Below are 20,385 nucleotides of genomic sequence, written 5' to 3' on the forward strand. Positions count from 1 at the left end.
TAATTTCCCTTTCATGATATTGAAAATCTCTGTTTATACTAACGGAAACACTTTATTAAAGGAGGCAGCTGATGTGGAAAGAAAGCATGAAAACCTGGAAGACACAGGCAAAGATCTATATGGGATCGATAAAGATATCAGCCTGCAGTCAGTAAACTTTGCTTCTGCTGAGAATCAGTATTTAAATGAACGAACAGAAATTGAATCCAATCAGGAAATATAGAGTAAAAGCCGCCAAAAATGGCGGCTTAGGATCATATTTACAATTCTGTCAGTTCTCCAATTTCTACCTCGGATCTTTCTTCAAGTGGACCGCGCAAATGTACCGTTGCTGTCCTTCCGTCCTCATTCAGCTTGTCGATCCACACGGAAGCACCATTATATTTTACTTCGATATCTGCCGATGATGAAAGAATTTGCTTAACTCTTTTTGCATCCATAAAAAACACTCTCCTCTGCTTTTTTCATTTTATTTTTTGCATGGATGAGAAATTTATGCTTACTTTATTTAAAAGTGAACCATGTAATACTTTTGAGGTTTAAGGTTTATGGATTATGCCAGCTGATTGGCTGTTCATAACTTGCACTGGATTAAAAGTTGTCCTATACTTCCAATCCACTGAATAGACTTTGTACAAACAGGTTTGGCAGTTAGGAGCTGTACATTTATGAGCATATTTCTAGGCTATGTTTTCTTGGGTCTGTCGCTTGCAGCGCCAATCGGTCCAATTAATGCTGCACAGTTGGATAAAGGAATAAAAAATGGCTTTTTCCATGCCTGGCTGGTAGGGCTGGGTGCTATGACAGCAGATGCCATATATATGGCGGCCGTTTATTTGGGCGTTGTACACTTTCTTGAGATTCCATTCATGAAAGCCTTCTTATGGTGCTTTGGATTTTTCGTCCTTGTTTATACAGGTGTTGAAACCCTAATAAGTGCGGGAAAAGTAGTTTCAAGCTATAGAACCAAAAATGAATCTAAAGTTAAATCTTTTATGTCAGGCTTTCTCATGTCATTGTCAAATCCTTTAACTATACTTTTTTGGCTTGGCATCTATGGTTCCATTCTGGCCAAAACAGCAGCCGAGTATGACAAGGCACATGTTGTTTTATACAGCGGCGCAATTTTTACAGGGCTTCTTATCTGGGACATAACGATGGCAGCTGTCGCCAGCAGCTTCAGAAGATTTTTAACCGGGAAGATTCTCGCTCTAATTTCCATATTATCTGGCTTATCACTGATTGGCTTTGGGATTTATTTTGGAATGCAGGCTTATAAACTTTTATTTTAATACATATTCCATTCATTCGGACCAGGTGGAGAAAAACAGATAATTATGTGCTGAAATATCTATATGAGCTTGCATGATGGTATGCGTTGCAGTTAATTTGGTTAATCTGGCAAATTCGGGGATTTATCTAAACCTTATTAGGGTTTATCTAGCATGCCTAGGAGCTTATCTAACAGGTTTTATTTTTTATCTAGTATATTTTGAAGTTTATCTCACATTTGGCACAATTTATTTTTGTAGAGAACAGCTTATAACACTTAAAACAGACGGTGAAATAAGGAGTGGCACAAATAATTCGATTTAGGCTTATATACGTGTGAAAGTGACGCATATATGTGCCAAAGTGAAGCATAAAATGAAAAAGTGGCATTTGTTCACAGGTGTGACGCATATATCTATTTTCCCATTAAAAAGAAGAGTCCAAATAAGCTATTGGGTACCGTAACTCATCCAAGCACACAAAAAAGAGCACCCATCAGGTGCTCTTTCATATGCCCGGCAGCGTCCTACTCTCACAGGGGGACAGCCCCCAACTACCATCGGCGCTGAGAAGCTTAACTTCCGTGTTCGGTATGGGAACGGGTGTGACCTTCTCGCTATCGCCACCGGACTATGTAATTGAAGAAACTTCGTTCCCTCAAAACTAGATAATGCATGAAGAAGTTTTCCGAGTAATAACCAAATTTGACTTGTCTAGCTTCGGCTCCTAACTTCTCGGCCGTTTCGATCCGTCCCTCCAAATCCCAAACCAGGATTTGAATGGCCGGCTCTCCAACGTCTCTCGAAGTTGAACAGTCGCCTCCGCTTTTCGTTTTGGTTAAGTCCTCGATCGATTAGTATCAGTCAGCTCCACATGTCGCCACGCTTCCACCTCTGACCTATCAACCTGATCATCTTTCAGGGATCTTACTAGCTTGACGCTATGGGAAATCTCATCTCGAGGGGGGCTTCATGCTTAGATGCTTTCAGCACTTATCCCTTCCGCACATAGCTACCCAGCGATGCCTTTGGCAAGACAACTGGTACACCAGCGGTGCGTCCATCCCGGTCCTCTCGTACTAAGGACAGCTCCTCTCAAATTTCCTGCGCCCACGACGGATAGGGACCGAACTGTCTCACGACGTTCTGAACCCAGCTCGCGTACCGCTTTAATGGGCGAACAGCCCAACCCTTGGGACCGACTACAGCCCCAGGATGCGATGAGCCGACATCGAGGTGCCAAACCTCCCCGTCGATGTGGACTCTTGGGGGAGATAAGCCTGTTATCCCCGGGGTAGCTTTTATCCGTTGAGCGATGGCCCTTCCATGCGGAACCACCGGATCACTAAGCCCGACTTTCGTCCCTGCTCGACTTGTAGGTCTCGCAGTCAAGCTCCCTTGTGCCTTTACACTCTGCGAATGATTTCCAACCATTCTGAGGGAACCTTTGGGCGCCTCCGTTACTTTTTAGGAGGCGACCGCCCCAGTCAAACTGCCCACCTGACACTGTCTCCCGCCCCGATCAGGGGCGCGGGTTAGAATTTCAATACAGCCAGGGTAGTATCCCACCGACGCCTCCACCGAAGCTGGCGCTCCGGCTTCTCAGGCTCCTACCTATCCTGTACAAGCTGTACCAAAATTCAATATCAGGCTACAGTAAAGCTCCACGGGGTCTTTCCGTCCTGTCGCGGGTAACCTGCATCTTCACAGGTACTATAATTTCACCGAGTCTCTCGTTGAGACAGTGCCCAGATCGTTACGCCTTTCGTGCGGGTCGGAACTTACCCGACAAGGAATTTCGCTACCTTAGGACCGTTATAGTTACGGCCGCCGTTTACTGGGGCTTCGATTCAAAGCTTCGCTTGCGCTAACCTCTCCTCTTAACCTTCCAGCACCGGGCAGGCGTCAGCCCCTATACTTCGCCTTGCGGCTTCGCAGAGACCTGTGTTTTTGCTAAACAGTCGCCTGGGCCTATTCACTGCGGCTCATCAGGGCTATGCACCCTAATGAGCACCCCTTCTCCCGAAGTTACGGGGTCATTTTGCCGAGTTCCTTAACGAGAGTTCTCTCGCTCACCTTAGGATTCTCTCCTCGCCTACCTGTGTCGGTTTGCGGTACGGGCACCTTTTCCCTCGCTAGAGGCTTTTCTTGGCAGTGTGGAATCAGGAACTTCGGTACTAAATTTCCCTCGCCGTCACAGCTCAGCCTGTTTGGTAACGGGATTTGCCTCGTTACCGGCCTAACTGCTTGGACGCGCTAATCCAGCAGCGCGCTTACCCTATCCTCCTGCGTCCCCCCATTGCTCAAACGGTAAAGAGGTGGTACAGGAATATCAACCTGTTGTCCATCGCCTACGCTTTTCAGCCTCGGCTTAGGTCCCGACTAACCCTGAGCGGACGAGCCTTCCTCAGGAAACCTTAGGCATTCGGTGGATGGGATTCTCACCCATCTTTCGCTACTCATACCGGCATTCTCACTTCTAAGCGCTCCACCAGTCCTTGCGGTCTGGCTTCAACGCCCTTAGAACGCTCTCCTACCACTGACATCGAAAGATGTCAATCCACAGCTTCGGTGATACGTTTAGCCCCGGTACATTTTCGGCGCGGAGTCACTCGACCAGTGAGCTATTACGCACTCTTTAAATGGTGGCTGCTTCTAAGCCAACATCCTGGTTGTCTAAGCAACTCCACATCCTTTTCCACTTAACGTATACTTTGGGACCTTAGCTGGTGGTCTGGGCTGTTTCCCTCTTGACTACGGATCTTATCACTCGCAGTCTGACTCCCATGGATAAGTCTTTGGCATTCGGAGTTTGTCTGAATTCGGTAACCCGATGGGGGCCCCTAGTCCAAACAGTGCTCTACCTCCAAGACTCTTACTACATGAGGCTAGCCCTAAAGCTATTTCGGAGAGAACCAGCTATCTCCAAGTTCGATTGGAATTTCTCCGCTACCCACACCTCATCCCCGCACTTTTCAACGTGCGTGGGTTCGGGCCTCCATCCAGTGTTACCTGGACTTCACCCTGGACATGGGTAGATCACCTGGTTTCGGGTCTACGACCACATACTCATTCGCCCTATTCAGACTCGCTTTCGCTGCGGCTCCGTCTCTTCAACTTAACCTCGCATGTAATCGTAACTCGCCGGTTCATTCTACAAAAGGCACGCTATCACCCATTAACGGGCTCTAACTACTTGTAGGCACACGGTTTCAGGATCTCTTTCACTCCCCTTCCGGGGTGCTTTTCACCTTTCCCTCACGGTACTGGTTCACTATCGGTCACTAGGGAGTATTTAGCCTTGGGAGATGGTCCTCCCTGCTTCCGACGGGATTTCTCGTGTCCCGCCGTACTCAGGATCCACTCTGGAGGGAACGAAGTTTCAACTACAGGGCTTTTACCTTCTCTGGCCGGCCTTTCCAGACCTGTTCATTTACCTCGTTCCTTTGTAACTCCGTGTAGAGTGTCCTACAACCCCAGGAGGCAAGCCTCCTGGTTTGGGCTAATCCCGTTTCGCTCGCCGCTACTCAGGGAATCGCGTTTGCTTTCTCTTCCTCCGGGTACTTAGATGTTTCAGTTCCCCGGGTCTGCCTTCAATACCCTATGTATTCAGGTAAAGATCCTATCCCATTACGGATAGGGGGTTTCCCCATTCGGAAATCTCCGGATCAAAGCTTACTTACAGCTCCCCGAAGCATATCGGTGTTAGTACCGTCCTTCATCGGCTCCTAGTGCCAAGGCATTCACCGTGCGCCCTTTCTAACTTAACCTGCTTCGGCCAATGATAAGCGGCGAATCTCTGCGTCAGCTCCGTCACTGTGCTCCTCACGTACTCTCGTACGCTCCGGTGCTCGTTCGGTCGCTTCCTTGATCTTCTTGCTTCTCATTGCCCTCATGGTTTGTGCTCTTACTTTGTTTTAAAACAAAAATAAGAGAAAAAACTAAGATGGCGATTACTCGGTTATTGCTTCTTCATTAACATTATCTAGTTTTCAAAGAACGACTCTTTCATTGAGAGATTGAACTCTCAAAACTGAACGAACAAAACACGTCACGTTTCATGTAAATATCCTTAGAAAGGAGGTGATCCAGCCGCACCTTCCGATACGGCTACCTTGTTACGACTTCACCCCAATCATCTGTCCCACCTTAGGCGGCTGGCTCCAAAAGGTTACCCCACCGACTTCGGGTGTTACAAACTCTCGTGGTGTGACGGGCGGTGTGTACAAGGCCCGGGAACGTATTCACCGCGGCATGCTGATCCGCGATTACTAGCGATTCCGGCTTCATGCAGGCGAGTTGCAGCCTGCAATCCGAACTGAGAATGGTTTTATGGGATTCGCTTAACCTCGCGGTCTCGCAGCCCTTTGTACCATCCATTGTAGCACGTGTGTAGCCCAGGTCATAAGGGGCATGATGATTTGACGTCATCCCCACCTTCCTCCGGTTTGTCACCGGCAGTCACCTTAGAGTGCCCAACTGAATGCTGGCAACTAAGATCAAGGGTTGCGCTCGTTGCGGGACTTAACCCAACATCTCACGACACGAGCTGACGACAACCATGCACCACCTGTCATCCTGTCCCCCGAAGGGGAACGCCCTATCTCTAGGGTTGTCAGGAGATGTCAAGACCTGGTAAGGTTCTTCGCGTTGCTTCGAATTAAACCACATGCTCCACCGCTTGTGCGGGCCCCCGTCAATTCCTTTGAGTTTCAGCCTTGCGGCCGTACTCCCCAGGCGGAGTGCTTAATGCGTTTGCTGCAGCACTAAAGGGCGGAAACCCTCTAACACTTAGCACTCATCGTTTACGGCGTGGACTACCAGGGTATCTAATCCTGTTTGCTCCCCACGCTTTCGCGCCTCAGCGTCAGTTACAGACCAAAGAGTCGCCTTCGCCACTGGTGTTCCTCCACATCTCTACGCATTTCACCGCTACACGTGGAATTCCACTCTTCTCTTCTGCACTCAAGTTCCCCAGTTTCCAATGACCCTCCCCGGTTGAGCCGGGGGCTTTCACATCAGACTTAAGGAACCGCCTGCGCGCGCTTTACGCCCAATAATTCCGGACAACGCTTGCCACCTACGTATTACCGCGGCTGCTGGCACGTAGTTAGCCGTGGCTTTCTGGTTAGGTACCGTCAAGGTACCGGCAGTTACTCCGGTACTTGTTCTTCCCTAACAACAGAGTTTTACGATCCGAAAACCTTCATCACTCACGCGGCGTTGCTCCGTCAGACTTTCGTCCATTGCGGAAGATTCCCTACTGCTGCCTCCCGTAGGAGTCTGGGCCGTGTCTCAGTCCCAGTGTGGCCGATCACCCTCTCAGGTCGGCTACGCATCGTCGCCTTGGTGAGCCGTTACCTCACCAACTAGCTAATGCGCCGCGGGCCCATCTGTAAGTGATAGCCGAAACCATCTTTCAGCTTTCCCTCATGTGAGGGAAAGAATCATCCGGTATTAGCCCCGGTTTCCCGGAGTTATCCCAGTCTTACAGGCAGGTTGCCCACGTGTTACTCACCCGTCCGCCGCTGACTTCAGGGAGCAAGCTCCCATCTGTCCGCTCGACTTGCATGTATTAGGCACGCCGCCAGCGTTCGTCCTGAGCCAGGATCAAACTCTCCATATAAGAGTTGATTAAGCTCATAAGTTGTCTTTTCAAAAAAGACTAAAGAATTAACGTTGACGTTTATGTTCGTTCAGTTTTCAAAGATCAATCATTTCAGTCGCTATCTTTCTAAGCAACTTTTATATTATATCAATTACAACCTTCAGTGTCAATAACTTTTTAGAAATATTTTCTCTCAGTTATGTTGTGAAAGCTGTTCTTAAATAATAGCATCGCCAGTGTTTCAGGTCAACGTTTTATTCGTGGTACTTTATTCCAGTTTGTTTTTGTTTTTTTAAGTTTTCTTTAGACCATCATAACCTGTTGAAAGTTTAAAATTCAGTTTGATGAGAACATATAATTATTTAATTTCCTGATTAATACCAGCAATAGCATAAGTATCACACTAAAGTAAAGAGGATTCCAAAAAGTGCATATCTTTAAAATGTCCATTTTCACCATAAAGCAATGAAAAGCTAAATCGGCAAAAAATAATAAGACCATCCATATAAATCGATAAAACTTTATTATGATGATGGTCAGCAACAGGGCATAGATAATCCAAATAAGAACACTAAAAGCTATATGGTCCTGATAAGGCGATTCAAACCACCCGATCTTATACTGATGAGTTCCCAAGATAGCCGTTAAACCAAAAGATATCCCCTGGTAAATTGTGGTGCTGGCCATATATACAGTTATAAATTGAATAAATAAAGTAGGAGCTTCAACTCTACTTCTCCACCATTTAATAACAAAAACCGAAGCAAATAAGATGATCGGGGTGAACCAGGATTTCCACCAATTATGTTCATAGATGCCCAGCCAGAGAAACAGCTCTTCTATCCCGAAAATAGCGGCGATTATGAAAATAATCCATTTAAAGCGCATTCTAAAAGCAGCTATTGCCATTAATACACTCGGAATAAAAAAAGCCTGTGAAATACTGGAACCAAAAACATCATCATACCATTGAATTGAAAATAATTTCGGATAATAGGAATAGGCATCGCCTAAAATTAAAACGATGTACTCCATTAAAAAAGAAAGTCCCATAACGAAAAAATAAACCGCAAGATTATACCGGAATTCAGTTTTAATAAAAGTTATATAAATAAGGCCAATGCTAATGAGCACTAATCCAAGAAACCAAAGCAAATTTGACATTCTTCCACATCCAGTTTAGCACGTTTCCATTATTTTGTTCATCATGGACAAACATATACTTTACCTTTGAAGGAAGGGCAATTGAACTAAGGTTTCCCCTTTCTAATACTTATAAAGCTAAATAGGGTGAAATGTATGGATTTTGAAAGTCATTTTATGTTGCCCAGGCCCGAGGGAAAAGGGGTAAACGCCGAGAAGAAGTCAGTGGAATATGAGATAATGCGCTAAGGGATTTTTTTGATGATGTGCTTACAAGCGCAATAGAAAAAATCAGCAAAAAACAAAGGGCGATGTCATCGCCCTTACAATTATTTAGAAAAGATGCTGTTATTGTTAACGACTTGCAATTCTTTAGTCGTTTCTTTCATTTCACTTTTGCAAATCGGACAAATAGGTACCTGGCTGCTTTTGAAATTGTCCCTTACCCAGCAGTTGCAAGACTCAGATGTACACTCCCAGATCTTTACTTCTTCAACCTTGATTTCTTCCAAATTTTTTCTGCCAAATCCCATTGCCATAATCAGGCACCTCCCAAAGAGTAAGACCCTTACCCAAAATAAAAATCACTTGCTATATAAAGTGACGAACCACTGGCTCTATATAACAAGTGTTTATGGGCAATATTATATTCTTTTAACTAAAATTAGTATAACATATTTTAAGGGTTCTGTCAAAAAGTTCTAAACTCACACAGCAGCCATAGAACCATGGCAAAAAATTGATAAATACTATTAAACCAATCTGGGAAAAGTGTATAATGACATGTACAGCAGCGAAAGAAAGGGTGAAGACCATGAACATTACAAGCTATACGGTTGAGTACATACAGGATCCGACCGGCATTTTAACGGGTGACCGCTATGAATACTTTTTAGATATCGACGTAGATGAAGACGATGATTTATATTCAGAGAATGACATTAAGTTAAGAGTGCTTTATTATAAAAATGGAGAAGATGAGAGGATTCTTAATTATCATTTTATTGAAAGTCATTCAGGAAACATTTTGGATTTCGCTTTAGATGAAGAGGAAGAAAAAACGGTTTCAGCTTTCTGCAGAGAGAACCTTTCTCAAGCACAAGATTAAGAGCAGGCCCCCCTGCTCTTTTATTTTATTACTGAATTTTTTTCCCCTCTTCAATAATGTGATACATTAAATGTGCCAAATGCTGTATCGGTGTATAAGCTTCTTCTTCCCTATCCACATTATTTCCTTCATTAAAGTCAAGATCATTCAAATAAAGAGCTGTGAATTGATAGAAATCCTTTAATTCAAAAGCAAAGCATGCACTGGGTTCTTCCGATTCTCCTTCATATTGGAGAACCAGATAAGACTCCTTACCTTCCTTATCGACAGCATCAAAAAATATAAAATATCCAACATTTGAGTTCAATTCAAATAAATGCCTTGTGCCGCCTTCCGTGTATAGTTCAAAGTCATTTTCATTTAGTTTTTGAACAGCCATCGGCTGTACATTGTCTTCCTTATGGAACATCACTGTGAATTTCTTCATTAATTCTCCCCCTTTTTCCATACAATCCTAACATATAGCTAAATTTATTTACATAATTTCAATTACAATGCAAATGGATTGAATTTTAGGACTATTCGTTTGATCCTTTTTCTTATATTATTGGTTTATCATTTCTTTTATACAGGAGGCCGCCTGAGTGCTGACAGAAAAACAATTATTCGAAATCCATTCTCTCCAGCATATATGCGAAGAGACCGAAAATATTAATTTAAAATTAAACTGGGATACCTTGAAGTCGAGACCTGCCGGTAATGAAAATGACTATTTCCAATATGATAACAGCGGGAATTTATTAGGTTACCTTGCTTTATATAATTTTGGAGGACCTGTCGAATTATGCGGAATGGTTCACCCTAATCATAGACGAAAGGGCATCTTTTCCAGCTTATTCAATCAGGCAGCAAAACAATTGGCCCTGGCACGCAAATTGCTTATTAATGCTCCAGCCTCTTCCCAATCAGCAAAAGGTTATTTAAAATCAATTCCCTGCATCTATTCATTCTCCGAGTATCAAATGAAACGCCATAAAAGTACAAAAATCGGAACAGCAAATCCTGAAGTAACTTTGCGGCAAGCAGTAGGCAGTGACCTTTCTTTCATTAATTATCTGGATACTGCATGCTTTGAAATCCCTAAAGATGAGGCAGAAGCTTTTAATAACAATATCTTTGATTGCGAAAATGAGAGGACTTTTATAATTGAATACAAAAGCGAAAAAGCCGGCAAAATCAGGATTCAAAGAGAAAAAGATGCTGCGTGGATTTACGGCTTTGCTGTCGATCCTTCATTTCAGGGAAAAGGAATCGGCAGGGGTGCTCTTACCAATGCTGTTAATCTGGAAAACAGCAAGGGAGTTAACTGGGTGCATCTTGAAGTAGCTGCAAAAAATGACCATGCACTGTCATTATACAAATCATGCGGTTTTGAACCATACGGCACACAAGATTATTATGAATATGATCTTAACACACTCAAGATTTGAAGCCATTTTATTCCTTTGAATCGAAGAAAACATGATTGAATGTCATTTCATTTGTAATTTTCAGGATGCCGAACGAATAGTTCGGCTGCCTGCGCTTGTCTGTGGGAGACCCGGGATTAAACAGGATTACTCCATTATAGAGTTTCTTTACAGGAATATGAGAATGCCCAAATATAATAGCATCAACATTTTCCTTATCAAAAGCTTCTATACTTCTTTTTTCAGTTGTTTTTCCCTCTCCATGTCCATGGACTACCCCTATTTTATAACCTTTTAGTTCAAGCAGTATTCTTTTCTTAAATATGGTGCAAAGTTCATCACTGTCGGTATTACCATATACCCCCTCAACAGGAGCATATTTTTTTAATTCATAATACAGATCAACGCTCTGCCAATCCCCAGCATGAATAATTAAATCACAGCTGAGAAGTTCATTCAGCAGAACACCAGGCAGTTGTTTTGACTTCTTTGGCATGTGGGTATCAGACAAGATAAGGGTTTTAATCACTATCATTCCTTTCCACTTACTTTTATTCCCTATTTTACCCCAAAATTAAAAGAGCCCCTTAAAAGGGACTCTCTTAACAATCAATTATAACTTTGTTACATTTACAGCTTGCGGTCCACGCTGGCCCTGCTCTATGTCAAAGTTAACTTCTTGGCCTTCATCAAGGGTTTTGAAACCTTCTGTTTGGATCGCAGAGTAATGAACAAATACATCTTCTCCGCCTTCAACTTCGATAAAGCCAAAACCTTTTTCTGAGTTAAACCATTTTACTTTGCCTGTTGCCATGTAAATTTCCTCCTAATATCTATAACTCACAGAGTGATTTTTTACCCTGCATTTACTAATATGGGTAAATTCCTCAAATTTTATAATAAAATGTTCAAAAAGTACCGGAAAAAAATCAATTTATCCATTTTCTCTCCGATATTAGTACGCATTATCCTTTATTGCTGCTGCTGCGGTTTTTACTGCGCCTGTCACGCCCGCCTTTAAAATCTCTTCTATCCCGGCCGCCGCCTCTTGACCTGTCGCTGAATCTTCTTCCTCCGCGGTCTCCTTTAGGTTTTCTCACACGGATCGGTTCCACAGCGGTTAGTTTAACCGGTGTTACATCAGGGCCCTTAGTCAGTAATTTAATGGCTGCAGCAAGCAATGTGACAGAATCTGTGTCTTCAAGTAGATTTTCAGCAACTCTTTTGAAGTCAGCATGTTCTTCTTTTTCAATGACTTCCATGAGTTTATTAATAGTCGCCTGCTGATTGCCTGCAACAACATCCTTAAAGGAAGGAACAGGCTTTTTCGCCATTTTGCTCTTTGTAACACTTTCAATTATTTTCAGGTGGTCAATTTCTCTTGGAGAAACGAACGTAATTGCCAGCCCTTTATTTCCGGCACGTCCAGTACGTCCAATCCGGTGAACGTAGCTTTCAGGATCCTGCGGAATATCAAAGTTATAAACATGGGATACGCCTGATATATCCAGACCCCTTGCAGCTACGTCAGTGGCTACCATTATATCGATTGTCTGCTCTTTAAATCGGCGGATAACCTGATCTCTTTTCGCCTGGGGAATATCACCATGAATCCCTTCAGCCGAATAGCCTCTCTTGATAAGGCCTTCCACCACTTCATCTACACGCTTCTTAGTCCTCCCAAACACAATAGCCAGTTCAGGTGACTGAATATCGAGCAGGTTGCAAAGTACATCAAATTTTTGTTTTTCATGCACTTCCATATAGTACTGTTCAATATTTTTAACAGTCATTTCTTTCGCTTTCACTTTAACCATTTCCGGTTCCTGCATGAATTTTTCTGCAAGAGACTGAATTCTTTTTGGCATTGTTGCAGAGAAAAGAAGGGTTTGGCGCTCACCTTTAATTTCACTTAAAATTCTTTCAATGTCCTCTATGAATCCCATATTAAGCATTTCATCCGCTTCATCCAGAACTACCATCTTGATGTTGCTTAAGCGGATTGTTTTTCTTTCAATATGATCAATTAATCTTCCCGGTGTAGCAGCAATAATATGCGGACGCTTTTTTAGCGCACGGATTTGGCGGGTGATATCCTGACCACCGTAAACAGGAAGTGTCCGGACTCCCTTTACCTGTCCTATACGGTTTAATTCTTCTGCCACCTGTACAGCAAGCTCCCGTGTTGGTGCAAGGACAAGACCTTGAATACCTTCGTTTAAATCAATCTGCTCTAACAGCGGCACACCGAAAGCAGTGGTTTTTCCAGTTCCAGTCTGCGCCTGGCCAATCATGTCCTTACCCTTCATTCCGATTGGAATTGCCTGTGCCTGAATTGGTGTTGGTTCCTCGAAGCCCATATTGGAAAGGGCTTTTACTATTTCATTACTTAAGCCAAAATCTGAAAAAGTTGTCAAAATATAAGTTCCTCCTTGAATTGCATATCTTATTAGGTACTGAAAGATTGTTTTTGTATAAAGACATGGACACTTTACTAGGCTTTCCAGTTTGTATCTCTTTTTTACATTTCCGTTTGCACTATTTTTAAACTTTTTGTAAGTGAAGTATTTTAATTGGGTGAAATGAAAAATACATATTCCTAAAAGCAGTTATTGCAGAAGATCTGTTTTGAGGAATGCTGAAGGCTACAAAGTGGATAAGCAAACATAAAAAGGTGATGCATGATTAGACATGCATCACCTCATTTTAAGCAAATTATGCTTTTGTTACGTTAGCAGCTTGAGGTCCACGGTTACCTTCAACGATTTCGAAAGTTACGTCTTGACCTTCTTCTAAAGTTTTGAAACCTTCAGTTTGGATAGCGGAGAAGTGTACGAATACATCTTGACCTTCTGAAGATTCGATGAATCCGAAACCTTTTTCTGCATTAAACCATTTAACTTTACCTGTGTTCATTTGTGTTGCCTCCCAATAAATTGTTTTTCACTATAATGTACCATATAAACTTAAACATAAAAAAGTCGCAGCTGCCAGAAATGAGGATGAACGATCGCCTACATTTCTTTGCAGCTACGACTACTTATCCAAAAAGTATATAACGAACTTTACAGCGTTAACCTAATAATAAACGACACCCAGTTATAAGTCAATCCTTTTAAAGATCAATTTTTATTTAGGGATAAATGAACTATTTATGCTTCCCTTGTATTTCAGCGATTTTTCCGCAGCATGAACAGTATGTTTCAAAAGCATGGAAATCGTAACAGGTCCAACTCCTCCAGGTACGGGGGTAATGGCAAACGCCTTTTCAAAACAGCTGTCATACTCTGCATCCCCAATATTTCCTTCATTATATCCGGCATCAAGGACAATAGCTCCTTCTTTAATCCATTCACCCTTGATGAAGTTAGGTTTTCCTACAGCTGCTACTACAATATCAGCTTGCTTTACAATTTGGGGCAGATTTTGGGTATATGAATGGCACGTAGTGACTGTTGCGTTTCGATTGAGTAAAAGGGCAGAGACCGGCTTGCCAAGGATCGGGCTTCTGCCTACGACTACTGCATGCATACCTTCAGCCTTCAAATTATAAAAATCCATAATTTCCAAAATAGCTGCAGGTGTACAAGACGGATATTCACCAAATCCGAATGCAGTCTGTCCATATCCAAGGCTTGTAACACCGTCTACGTCTTTTTCAATAGCAATTGCTTCAAAAGCTTTTCGTTCATCTATATGTCCAGGGACGGGATGCTGTAGAAGGATTCCATGTACAGAAGGATCATCGTTTAATTCTGCAATCTTCTCTAATAGTTCATGTGTTGTTGTATCCTTTGACATATGGATACGTTTTGATAAAATGCCAAGTTTTTCACAAGCATTTCCCTTCATCCTTACATACGTTTCAGAAGAAGGGTCATCTCCCACCAAAATAGTGGCCAAACAAGGGACGACATCCTTCCCCTTCAATTCTTCAATTCGATTTCTTAATTGGTCTTTCACATGTTTTGCCACAACAATTCCATCAAGAATAATCTTTTTTTCCATGCATATTCCTCCTATAGGAAAAGCACCTATTCGGCTGACGGGCTTTTCCATTTTGTTATGAAAAAAGAGACAAGGGTATCCCTTATCTCTGCCCAGACGACCGGCTATACATAGACGCAGCTCCCCTGCGGTTCATTCCGCATTGTCGTCAGTCACTGCGATTTTGTTAAGCTATTCTTATGTATACATCATACCACAAAAACACAAATGATTAAACTGAAACTTATTAAATCGTTCGTGTTTTTTGCAAAATAATAAAAAAGGACAGCAAACACTGTCCTTATAAATGATATATTTGAGTTATTTAATTATTACCTAAAACAATGAAAGCCCTTCCTCTCTTCCATCCTTGCGGCTCCTAGACCGCGCCAGTGGGAATCAGGTTGGCCGGAATCTTTTCCGACTCTTAGATGCTCTCTGAGATTTTAATATTAAATGGTAAGAAACTTACTGAAGTAAAAATACGGAGAAGTGTCTGGTTTATAGAAGATGATTAAGAAGAAAATTCAGCTTTAAGCTGTCCACACAAATTATTCTTAATTACAAACACATGCTTACTCTTTCAAAATCCTAAAGAGCATAAAACATAATAAAAAGCCGCAGTTTCACAAAAAAGAAGGTTCGGCTGCCGAACATTCCAAGTGAATTAACGACTTCAACAATATACCTCAAATACTTCAATCACTATGTTACCTTATTTACGGTAAGGTGTCAAGAAAAAAACTTGTCACTCGTTTATCAGCCTTCTCCCTTATACTCAGTTACATCAAAATAATCGGTTGTGTCTTTATAGTCATTAAAACCAATATCCAGATCATGAAAATATCGGTGCAATTTAATTAGAACATCCTTTTCCTTAGTGCCCGACTGCACAGTTTCTGCCAGCCGTGCTATTGTGCTCAGATCAGTCTGCAAATCCTCATTCTCCGCTGATATTTTCTTTAGTGAGTTTACGATTAAGTCAGCCTGCTCCCTTTGTTTAGTCCAGCTGACTTTACGGTCTCTCCCCCATCCAAGTGTTTCATTATAAAAAGTATGATTGGAGGCAATGAAGTCTCCTAAATCATCGTACATTAAATCCTGTTCGGATGTTTCCGCATTTGCCGAGGTTTTTTGCACCTTGGATTCACCCTTATTTAAAAAGACAAGTACACTATATGCTGCAGCGATGGCTATGACCATTCCCAGAATTGAAAAAGCCCTGTTTATTTTTTTGTTTTTTAGCAATTTGGAAGCCTCCATTTGATTTGATTAATGTATACTGAAACTTAATGGATTTGCTGCAATTTCCCTAAAGAAACTTTCCCTGACTTCAAATGTTTTCCACGTTAATACATTCTATGCAAACTTCCTATTCCCCTTCAACGCCAAATGAAAAAGCTTTTAACACTCTGTGTCAAAAGCTATTTCTGAACTTTCTGAGTGAGAAAAACTTCCATAAAATCAATGACAAACCGTTCCAGGTCAAGCTCCATCGCTATATTATCAAGTGTTTCCGGAGGATCATCTTCGGGCAATGGCCTGAAGTCAGCTATGCTTTTTCCCTTGGCCTTTCCAAACTGTTCAATTCTCACTCTTCTTTTTACATACTTGACAAGATCTGGATTTGTGAGAACACTTAATACCAGAACATCATGAAGAGGTGCACCTTTAATCCCCGGGACAAGCTTTTGATAAGCCTCGTAATAATAATCATAAGCAGGTTTGATTAAGTCTTTAAAAGGTGATTGGGTATTATTCGCTATAAAATTGATCGTTTCAGGCCGGATAATCGCTTTATTTGTTACATTTAGAGGGAAAATATAAATGTTTTTTGCTTTTTCAAGAACTGAATCCGCCGCAATCGGGTCAGCGTAAAAATTCGCCTCAGCCTCTGGTGTTACATTTCCCGGAACTAGAAACGCACCGCCCATTAAATAAAATGCATTTACATCTTTATATGCATCCTTTCCATACAGAATTAGCGGCAATGCCAAATCTGTCTGCCTCCCTACTCCAACGATCATCAGGTCATTTTTGTATTCATTTACAATTTCAATAATTTTATCTATATCATGTACCTTTATTTTGCTGCTGAAGTCCTCTGGAGGCTGAATGGGCCCAAGGCCTTCCTCCCCGTGTATTTCAGGATAAAAGACAGCGGTCTCACCGGATAACGGGCCGCTCGCCCCTGCAATAATGGGAATGTCCTCTCTGCCTGCAAGATTAAGCAAATAAGCAGTATTATTAATGGATTCTTCTTTTGTTATGTTGCCATAAGCGCTGACTACACCTACTAGATTAATCTCGGGATGCTGAAGGGCATACATTAGGGCAAGTGAATCATCAACTCCCGAGTCAACAAACATGAGAACATTGTACATAAGCCACCTCCGCTAGCTATTTAGTCTATATTATGCCTAAGGAATGTCCCTTTTGTTTATGAAAATACTCCTTAAAAAAGAAAACTCCCCAATTGGAGAGTTTTAATCCTGATCAGCCGGCTTTACCGCAAAGCTGAGTTCCTGGTTCAGCTGGTTTTCAAAATTACTTTCTGCAGCTGTGTCCCATTCAAATGCATCAGCCATATATGAAATTACTTGCTTTTGATAATTTTTTACCGTTTCAATATCAAAAAGAAGAGCTCCTGTTCTGCGGTTAAAAAAGTCAACAGGGGTGGCAGCCATTTCATGTTCAATTGCATATTTCAGCTTAGCCCATAATATAATCGGCAGGCCATAATTCTCAGCTTCATTCCTTTTCTTTTCAATCATATTAAAGATGATACCAACGTTAGACCCATACATTTTAACAAGGTGCCTGGACTGTTCAGCTGATAAACCGATACTTCTTCCTTTTTCAGTCTGGAACCCGATAAATTCCTGGAATTTGGATGATCCTCCTACATTTCCTCCTGAAATGGGCATTGTTTTTGTAATACTTCTCCTAAATGTTCTACTTGATTCATGTTTGAACTTTTCAGCAAGTACATCAACAATGGTTTCGGCCATTTTCCTGTACCCTGTCAGTTTCCCGCCTGCAATTGTCAGTAAACCAGTATCCGACTCCCAAATTTCATCTTTGCGTGATATTTCGGAAGGATCTTTTCCTTCTTCCCAAATAAGCGGACGAACACCAGCCCAGCTGGATTCAATATCATTCTCCTCTATCTTTACAGAAGGAAACATAAAGTTAACGGCGTTAATGATGTATGTTCTGTCACTTGCAGTCATCTTTGGATTTACGGGATTAGAATTATAGAAGGTATCTGTTGTTCCCACGTAGGTCTTTCCATCTCTCGGAATGGCAAATACCATCCTTTTGTCAGGAGTATCAAAGTACACAGCCTGCTTTAACGGAAACTTAGATTGGTCTATTACTAAATGAACCCCTTTAGTCAAACGCAGGGTCTTTCCTTTCTTTGATCCGTCTTTCTCGCGGATGGAATCAACCCAGGGACCTGCTGCGTTGATGACTTTTTTTGCTCTAACTTCATGAACCTTGCCTGTCAGCTGATCTGCAGCTGCAGCTCCGCACACTTTTCCTTGATCATCATATAAAAGTTTTTCGACCTTCAAATAGTTAACAGGCATAGCGCCTTTTTCTGCTGCAGCTTTCATTACCTCAACCGTAAGACGAGCATCATCTGTGCGGTATTCCACATAATAACCGCCGCCTTTCAGTCCATCTTTTTTTACAAGCGGTTCTTTTGATAGTGTTTCCCGGGCATTAAGCATACTTCTGCGTTCAGACTTTCTGACTCCTGCAAGAAAGTCATAAACTCTAAGTCCGATAGAAGTCGAGAATTTCCCAAACGTGCCTCCTTTATGCATTGGCAGCAGCATCCACTCCGGTGTAGTCACATGTGGTCCATTTTCATATACGATTGCCCGCTCCTTGCCGACTTCCGCTACCATTTTAACTTCAAATTGTTTAAGATATCTTAATCCGCCGTGAACCAGTTTTGTTGAACGGCTGGAAGTTCCGGCAGCAAAATCCTGCATCTCGACGAGTGCTGTTTTCATTCCCCGTGTTGCCGCATCCAGGGCAATTCCCGCTCCCGTTATGCCGCCGCCAATAATCAGAATATCAAATTCTTCCGTTGTCAGTGTTTCTATCATTTCAGTACGATTTAAATTAGAAAATGTCATTGCTGTCTCCTCCTTGTCGAAAAGGCCAGTAGTTGTAACTACCCTTTTAAGCAGGGAATAAAAAAGAGACCACAAAATACATTATCGATTACCCGATAATGATTTTGTGGTCTCTCCGCATCTCCTGCCGAACTATTAACTTAAGCTTATTATAACATAAAAGATATGATTTGTGTATAAAATCTGCTTCTGATTATTTAAATGCTATTGCAGCCTTTACAGCTTTTTTCCAGCCTTTATAAAGTTCTTCACGGACTTTTTCTTCCATTGATGGATGATATGATTGATCATTTGCCCACTGCTCAGCAATTTCCTCCTGTGATTTCCAGAACCCGACGGCCAATCCAGCAAGGTAAGCTGCCCCAGCGCAGTAGTTTCATTGATTGTCGGTCTTTCAACCGGCACCTCTAAAATATCTGACTGGAACTCCATCAAGAAGTTATTTTTCACGGCACCCCCGTCAACCCTAAGCGTCTTAAGTTCAATGCCTGAGTCCGCTTCCATGGCAGATAAAACATCTTTTGTCTGATAAGCAAGTGACTCGAGTGTCGCACGGATAAAATGCTCTTTGGACGTTCCCCTTGTGACTCCGAATACTGCTCCCCTTACATCACTGTCCCAATATGGTGTCCCTAGACCTACAAATGCCGGAACTACATAAACTCCATCTGTCGAGTCCACTCTTTTTGCATAGCTTTCGCTGTCCTTTGCATCCTTGAGCATCCTCATTCCATCACGGAGCCATTGAATGGCAGAGCCCGCAACAAAAATGCTGCCCTCCAATGCATATTCAATTTTCCCCTCAAGCCCCCAGGCAATGGTGGTTAGAAGTCCATGTTCAGATTGGACGGCTTTTTCCCCTGTATTCATAAGCATGAAACAGCCGGTACCGTAAGTGTTCTTAGCCATTCCTTTCTCAAAGCATGCTTGTCCAAATAGCGCAGCCTGCTGATCACCCGCTGCTCCGGCGATGGGGATTTCCTTCCCGAAAAAGTGATAGTCAATAGTCTTAGCATACACTTCAGAAGATGGCTTCACTTCAGGCAGCATCGTTTCAGGAACTCCAAGAATGTTAAGCAGTTCTTCATCCCATTTAAGTTCGTGAATATTAAACATTAGTGTGCGGGAAGCATTCGAGTAATCGGTCACATGTGCTTTTCCTCCAGACAGCTTCCAGATTAGCCATGTATCGATGGTTCCAAATAATAATTTGCCCTGTTCAGCTTTTTCCCTTGCCCCTTCCACATGATCCAGTATCCACTTAACTTTTGTTCCTGAGAAGTATGCATCTATTAATAAACCGGTTCTTTCTCTGAATAGATCGTTATAGCCTTTTTCCTTCAATTCATCGCAAATTTCGCTTGTCTGCCTTGACTGCCAGACAATCGCATTATAAATTGGGGCTCCCGTTTCTTTATCCCAAACAACTGTTGTTTCCCTCTGATTTGTAATGCCAATGCCGGCAATTTGCTCAGGTTTTATGCCGGATTCCGAAAAAACACCTGCAATCACCGATAAAATTGAACCCCATATTTCATTAGCATTATGTTCAACCCAGCCAGGCTTTGGAAAATGCTGTGTGAACTCTTTTTGTGCTGTGTGCACAATTTCCCCTTTTTTATTAAATAGGATAGCACGCGAACTAGTAGTCCCCTGGTCTAATGATAAAATATATTTTTCCACAATTAACTCCTCCCAATCTTGTTCA

General features: G+C 42.3%; 17 protein-coding genes, 3 rRNA genes, 1 pseudogene and 1 riboswitch. Of the genes and pseudogenes, 4 read left to right on the forward strand and 17 right to left on the reverse strand.

The window, feature by feature from the left end; all coding sequences use genetic code 11:
• The first annotated feature begins 73 nt into the window (after window positions 1–73).
• Window positions 74–223, forward strand: coding sequence for a hypothetical protein (locus ACXAD1_RS15855; protein ID WP_206843152.1), 150 nt, complete (start codon window positions 74–76; stop codon window positions 221–223).
• 37 nt (window positions 224–260) lie between these two features.
• Here ACXAD1_RS15855 and ACXAD1_RS15860 read toward each other — a convergent pair whose 3' ends face one another.
• Window positions 261–440: an H-type small acid-soluble spore protein gene (locus tag ACXAD1_RS15860; RefSeq protein WP_009336786.1), complete on the reverse strand. Its 180-nt coding sequence runs from the start codon at window positions 438–440 to the stop codon at window positions 261–263.
• A gap of 228 nt (window positions 441–668) precedes the next feature.
• Between ACXAD1_RS15860 and ACXAD1_RS15865 the strand changes: the two genes are divergently transcribed.
• A complete protein-coding gene (locus tag ACXAD1_RS15865; RefSeq protein ID WP_474910572.1) occupies window positions 669–1,292 on the forward strand; it encodes a LysE family transporter in 624 nt (207 codons plus the stop codon).
• A gap of 493 nt (window positions 1,293–1,785) precedes the next feature.
• Here the strand turns inward: ACXAD1_RS15865 and rrf are convergent.
• The 6 genes from rrf to ACXAD1_RS15895 form a co-directional block, all read right to left on the reverse strand.
• Window positions 1,786–1,902, reverse strand: a 5S ribosomal RNA gene (gene rrf, locus ACXAD1_RS15870).
• Between the two features lie 203 nt (window positions 1,903–2,105).
• A 23S ribosomal RNA gene (locus ACXAD1_RS15875) occupies window positions 2,106–5,041 on the reverse strand.
• Window positions 5,036–5,167 (reverse strand): hypothetical protein, encoded by a 132-nt coding sequence (locus ACXAD1_RS15880; RefSeq protein WP_289438779.1) that lies wholly within the window; start codon window positions 5,165–5,167, stop codon window positions 5,036–5,038. Before ACXAD1_RS15880 ends, ACXAD1_RS15875 begins: the two co-directional genes overlap by 6 nt.
• Window positions 5,168–5,347: 180 nt before the next feature.
• Window positions 5,348–6,897 (reverse strand): 16S ribosomal RNA (locus ACXAD1_RS15885).
• Together the 16S, 23S and 5S rRNA genes form the textbook arrangement of a ribosomal RNA operon.
• 318 nt (window positions 6,898–7,215) lie before the next feature.
• On the reverse strand, window positions 7,216–8,043 hold the full coding sequence (locus ACXAD1_RS15890; protein WP_474910573.1) for a hypothetical protein: 828 nt from the start codon (window positions 8,041–8,043) through the stop codon (window positions 7,216–7,218).
• A 308-nt stretch (window positions 8,044–8,351) separates the two neighbouring features.
• Complete coding sequence (locus tag ACXAD1_RS15895; RefSeq protein WP_206837737.1) at window positions 8,352–8,561, reverse strand: cold-shock protein; 210 nt, start codon at window positions 8,559–8,561, stop codon at window positions 8,352–8,354.
• Between the two features lie 239 nt (window positions 8,562–8,800).
• Here ACXAD1_RS15895 and ACXAD1_RS15900 point away from each other — a divergent pair, with 239 nt between their 5' ends.
• The gene (locus tag ACXAD1_RS15900) at window positions 8,801–9,130 is read left to right on the forward strand and encodes a DUF6509 family protein (protein ID WP_244671116.1); all 330 of its coding nucleotides are present in this window, start codon (window positions 8,801–8,803) and stop codon (window positions 9,128–9,130) included.
• Between the two features lie 28 nt (window positions 9,131–9,158).
• Here the strand turns inward: ACXAD1_RS15900 and ACXAD1_RS15905 are convergent, their stop codons facing one another.
• Window positions 9,159–9,557: a cytosolic protein gene (locus tag ACXAD1_RS15905; RefSeq protein WP_206837741.1), complete on the reverse strand. Its 399-nt coding sequence runs from the start codon at window positions 9,555–9,557 to the stop codon at window positions 9,159–9,161.
• Between the two features lie 157 nt (window positions 9,558–9,714).
• Here ACXAD1_RS15905 and ACXAD1_RS15910 point away from each other — a divergent pair, with 157 nt between their 5' ends.
• Complete coding sequence (locus ACXAD1_RS15910; RefSeq protein ID WP_206837745.1) at window positions 9,715–10,560, forward strand: GNAT family N-acetyltransferase; 846 nt, start codon at window positions 9,715–9,717, stop codon at window positions 10,558–10,560.
• 7 nt (window positions 10,561–10,567) lie between these two features.
• Here the strand turns inward: ACXAD1_RS15910 and ACXAD1_RS15915 are convergent, their stop codons facing one another.
• The 9 genes and pseudogenes from ACXAD1_RS15915 to glpK all read right to left on the reverse strand — a co-directional run bounded on the left by ACXAD1_RS15915 (window position 10,568) and on the right by glpK (window position 20,360).
• Window positions 10,568–11,074 carry a metallophosphoesterase family protein gene (locus tag ACXAD1_RS15915; RefSeq protein ID WP_206837749.1) on the reverse strand — a complete coding sequence of 169 codons (507 nt, stop codon included), beginning with the start codon at window positions 11,072–11,074 and terminating at the stop codon, window positions 10,568–10,570.
• A gap of 78 nt (window positions 11,075–11,152) precedes the next feature.
• Window positions 11,153–11,353 carry a cold-shock protein gene (locus ACXAD1_RS15920; protein WP_009332506.1) on the reverse strand — a complete coding sequence of 67 codons (201 nt, stop codon included), beginning with the start codon at window positions 11,351–11,353 and terminating at the stop codon, window positions 11,153–11,155.
• A 151-nt stretch (window positions 11,354–11,504) separates the two neighbouring features.
• The gene (gene cshA, locus ACXAD1_RS15925; RefSeq protein ID WP_206837752.1) at window positions 11,505–12,956 is read right to left on the reverse strand and encodes a degradosome RNA helicase CshA; all 1,452 of its coding nucleotides are present in this window, start codon (window positions 12,954–12,956) and stop codon (window positions 11,505–11,507) included.
• 298 nt (window positions 12,957–13,254) lie between these two features.
• Window positions 13,255–13,455 carry a cold-shock protein gene (locus ACXAD1_RS15930; protein WP_009332508.1) on the reverse strand — a complete coding sequence of 67 codons (201 nt, stop codon included), beginning with the start codon at window positions 13,453–13,455 and terminating at the stop codon, window positions 13,255–13,257.
• A gap of 213 nt (window positions 13,456–13,668) precedes the next feature.
• Complete coding sequence (locus tag ACXAD1_RS15935) at window positions 13,669–14,547, reverse strand: bifunctional 5,10-methylenetetrahydrofolate dehydrogenase/5,10-methenyltetrahydrofolate cyclohydrolase (protein WP_206837755.1); 879 nt, start codon at window positions 14,545–14,547, stop codon at window positions 13,669–13,671.
• 83 nt (window positions 14,548–14,630) lie between these two features.
• Window positions 14,631–14,713, reverse strand: a riboswitch (ZMP/ZTP riboswitch).
• A gap of 572 nt (window positions 14,714–15,285) precedes the next feature.
• Window positions 15,286–15,774: a hypothetical protein gene (locus ACXAD1_RS15940; RefSeq protein ID WP_474910574.1), complete on the reverse strand. Its 489-nt coding sequence runs from the start codon at window positions 15,772–15,774 to the stop codon at window positions 15,286–15,288.
• 176 nt (window positions 15,775–15,950) lie between these two features.
• The gene (locus tag ACXAD1_RS15945) at window positions 15,951–16,910 is read right to left on the reverse strand and encodes a nucleoside hydrolase (RefSeq protein ID WP_206837761.1); all 960 of its coding nucleotides are present in this window, start codon (window positions 16,908–16,910) and stop codon (window positions 15,951–15,953) included.
• Between the two features lie 102 nt (window positions 16,911–17,012).
• A complete protein-coding gene (locus tag ACXAD1_RS15950) occupies window positions 17,013–18,677 on the reverse strand; it encodes a glycerol-3-phosphate dehydrogenase/oxidase (protein ID WP_474910575.1) in 1,665 nt (554 codons plus the stop codon).
• Between the two features lie 193 nt (window positions 18,678–18,870).
• Window positions 18,871–20,360 (reverse strand): annotated as a pseudogene (glpK, locus tag ACXAD1_RS15955) (glycerol kinase GlpK).
• Window positions 20,361–20,385 lie beyond the last annotated feature (25 nt).

Source organism: Cytobacillus sp. ABV4_503 (genome assembly GCF_056158445.1).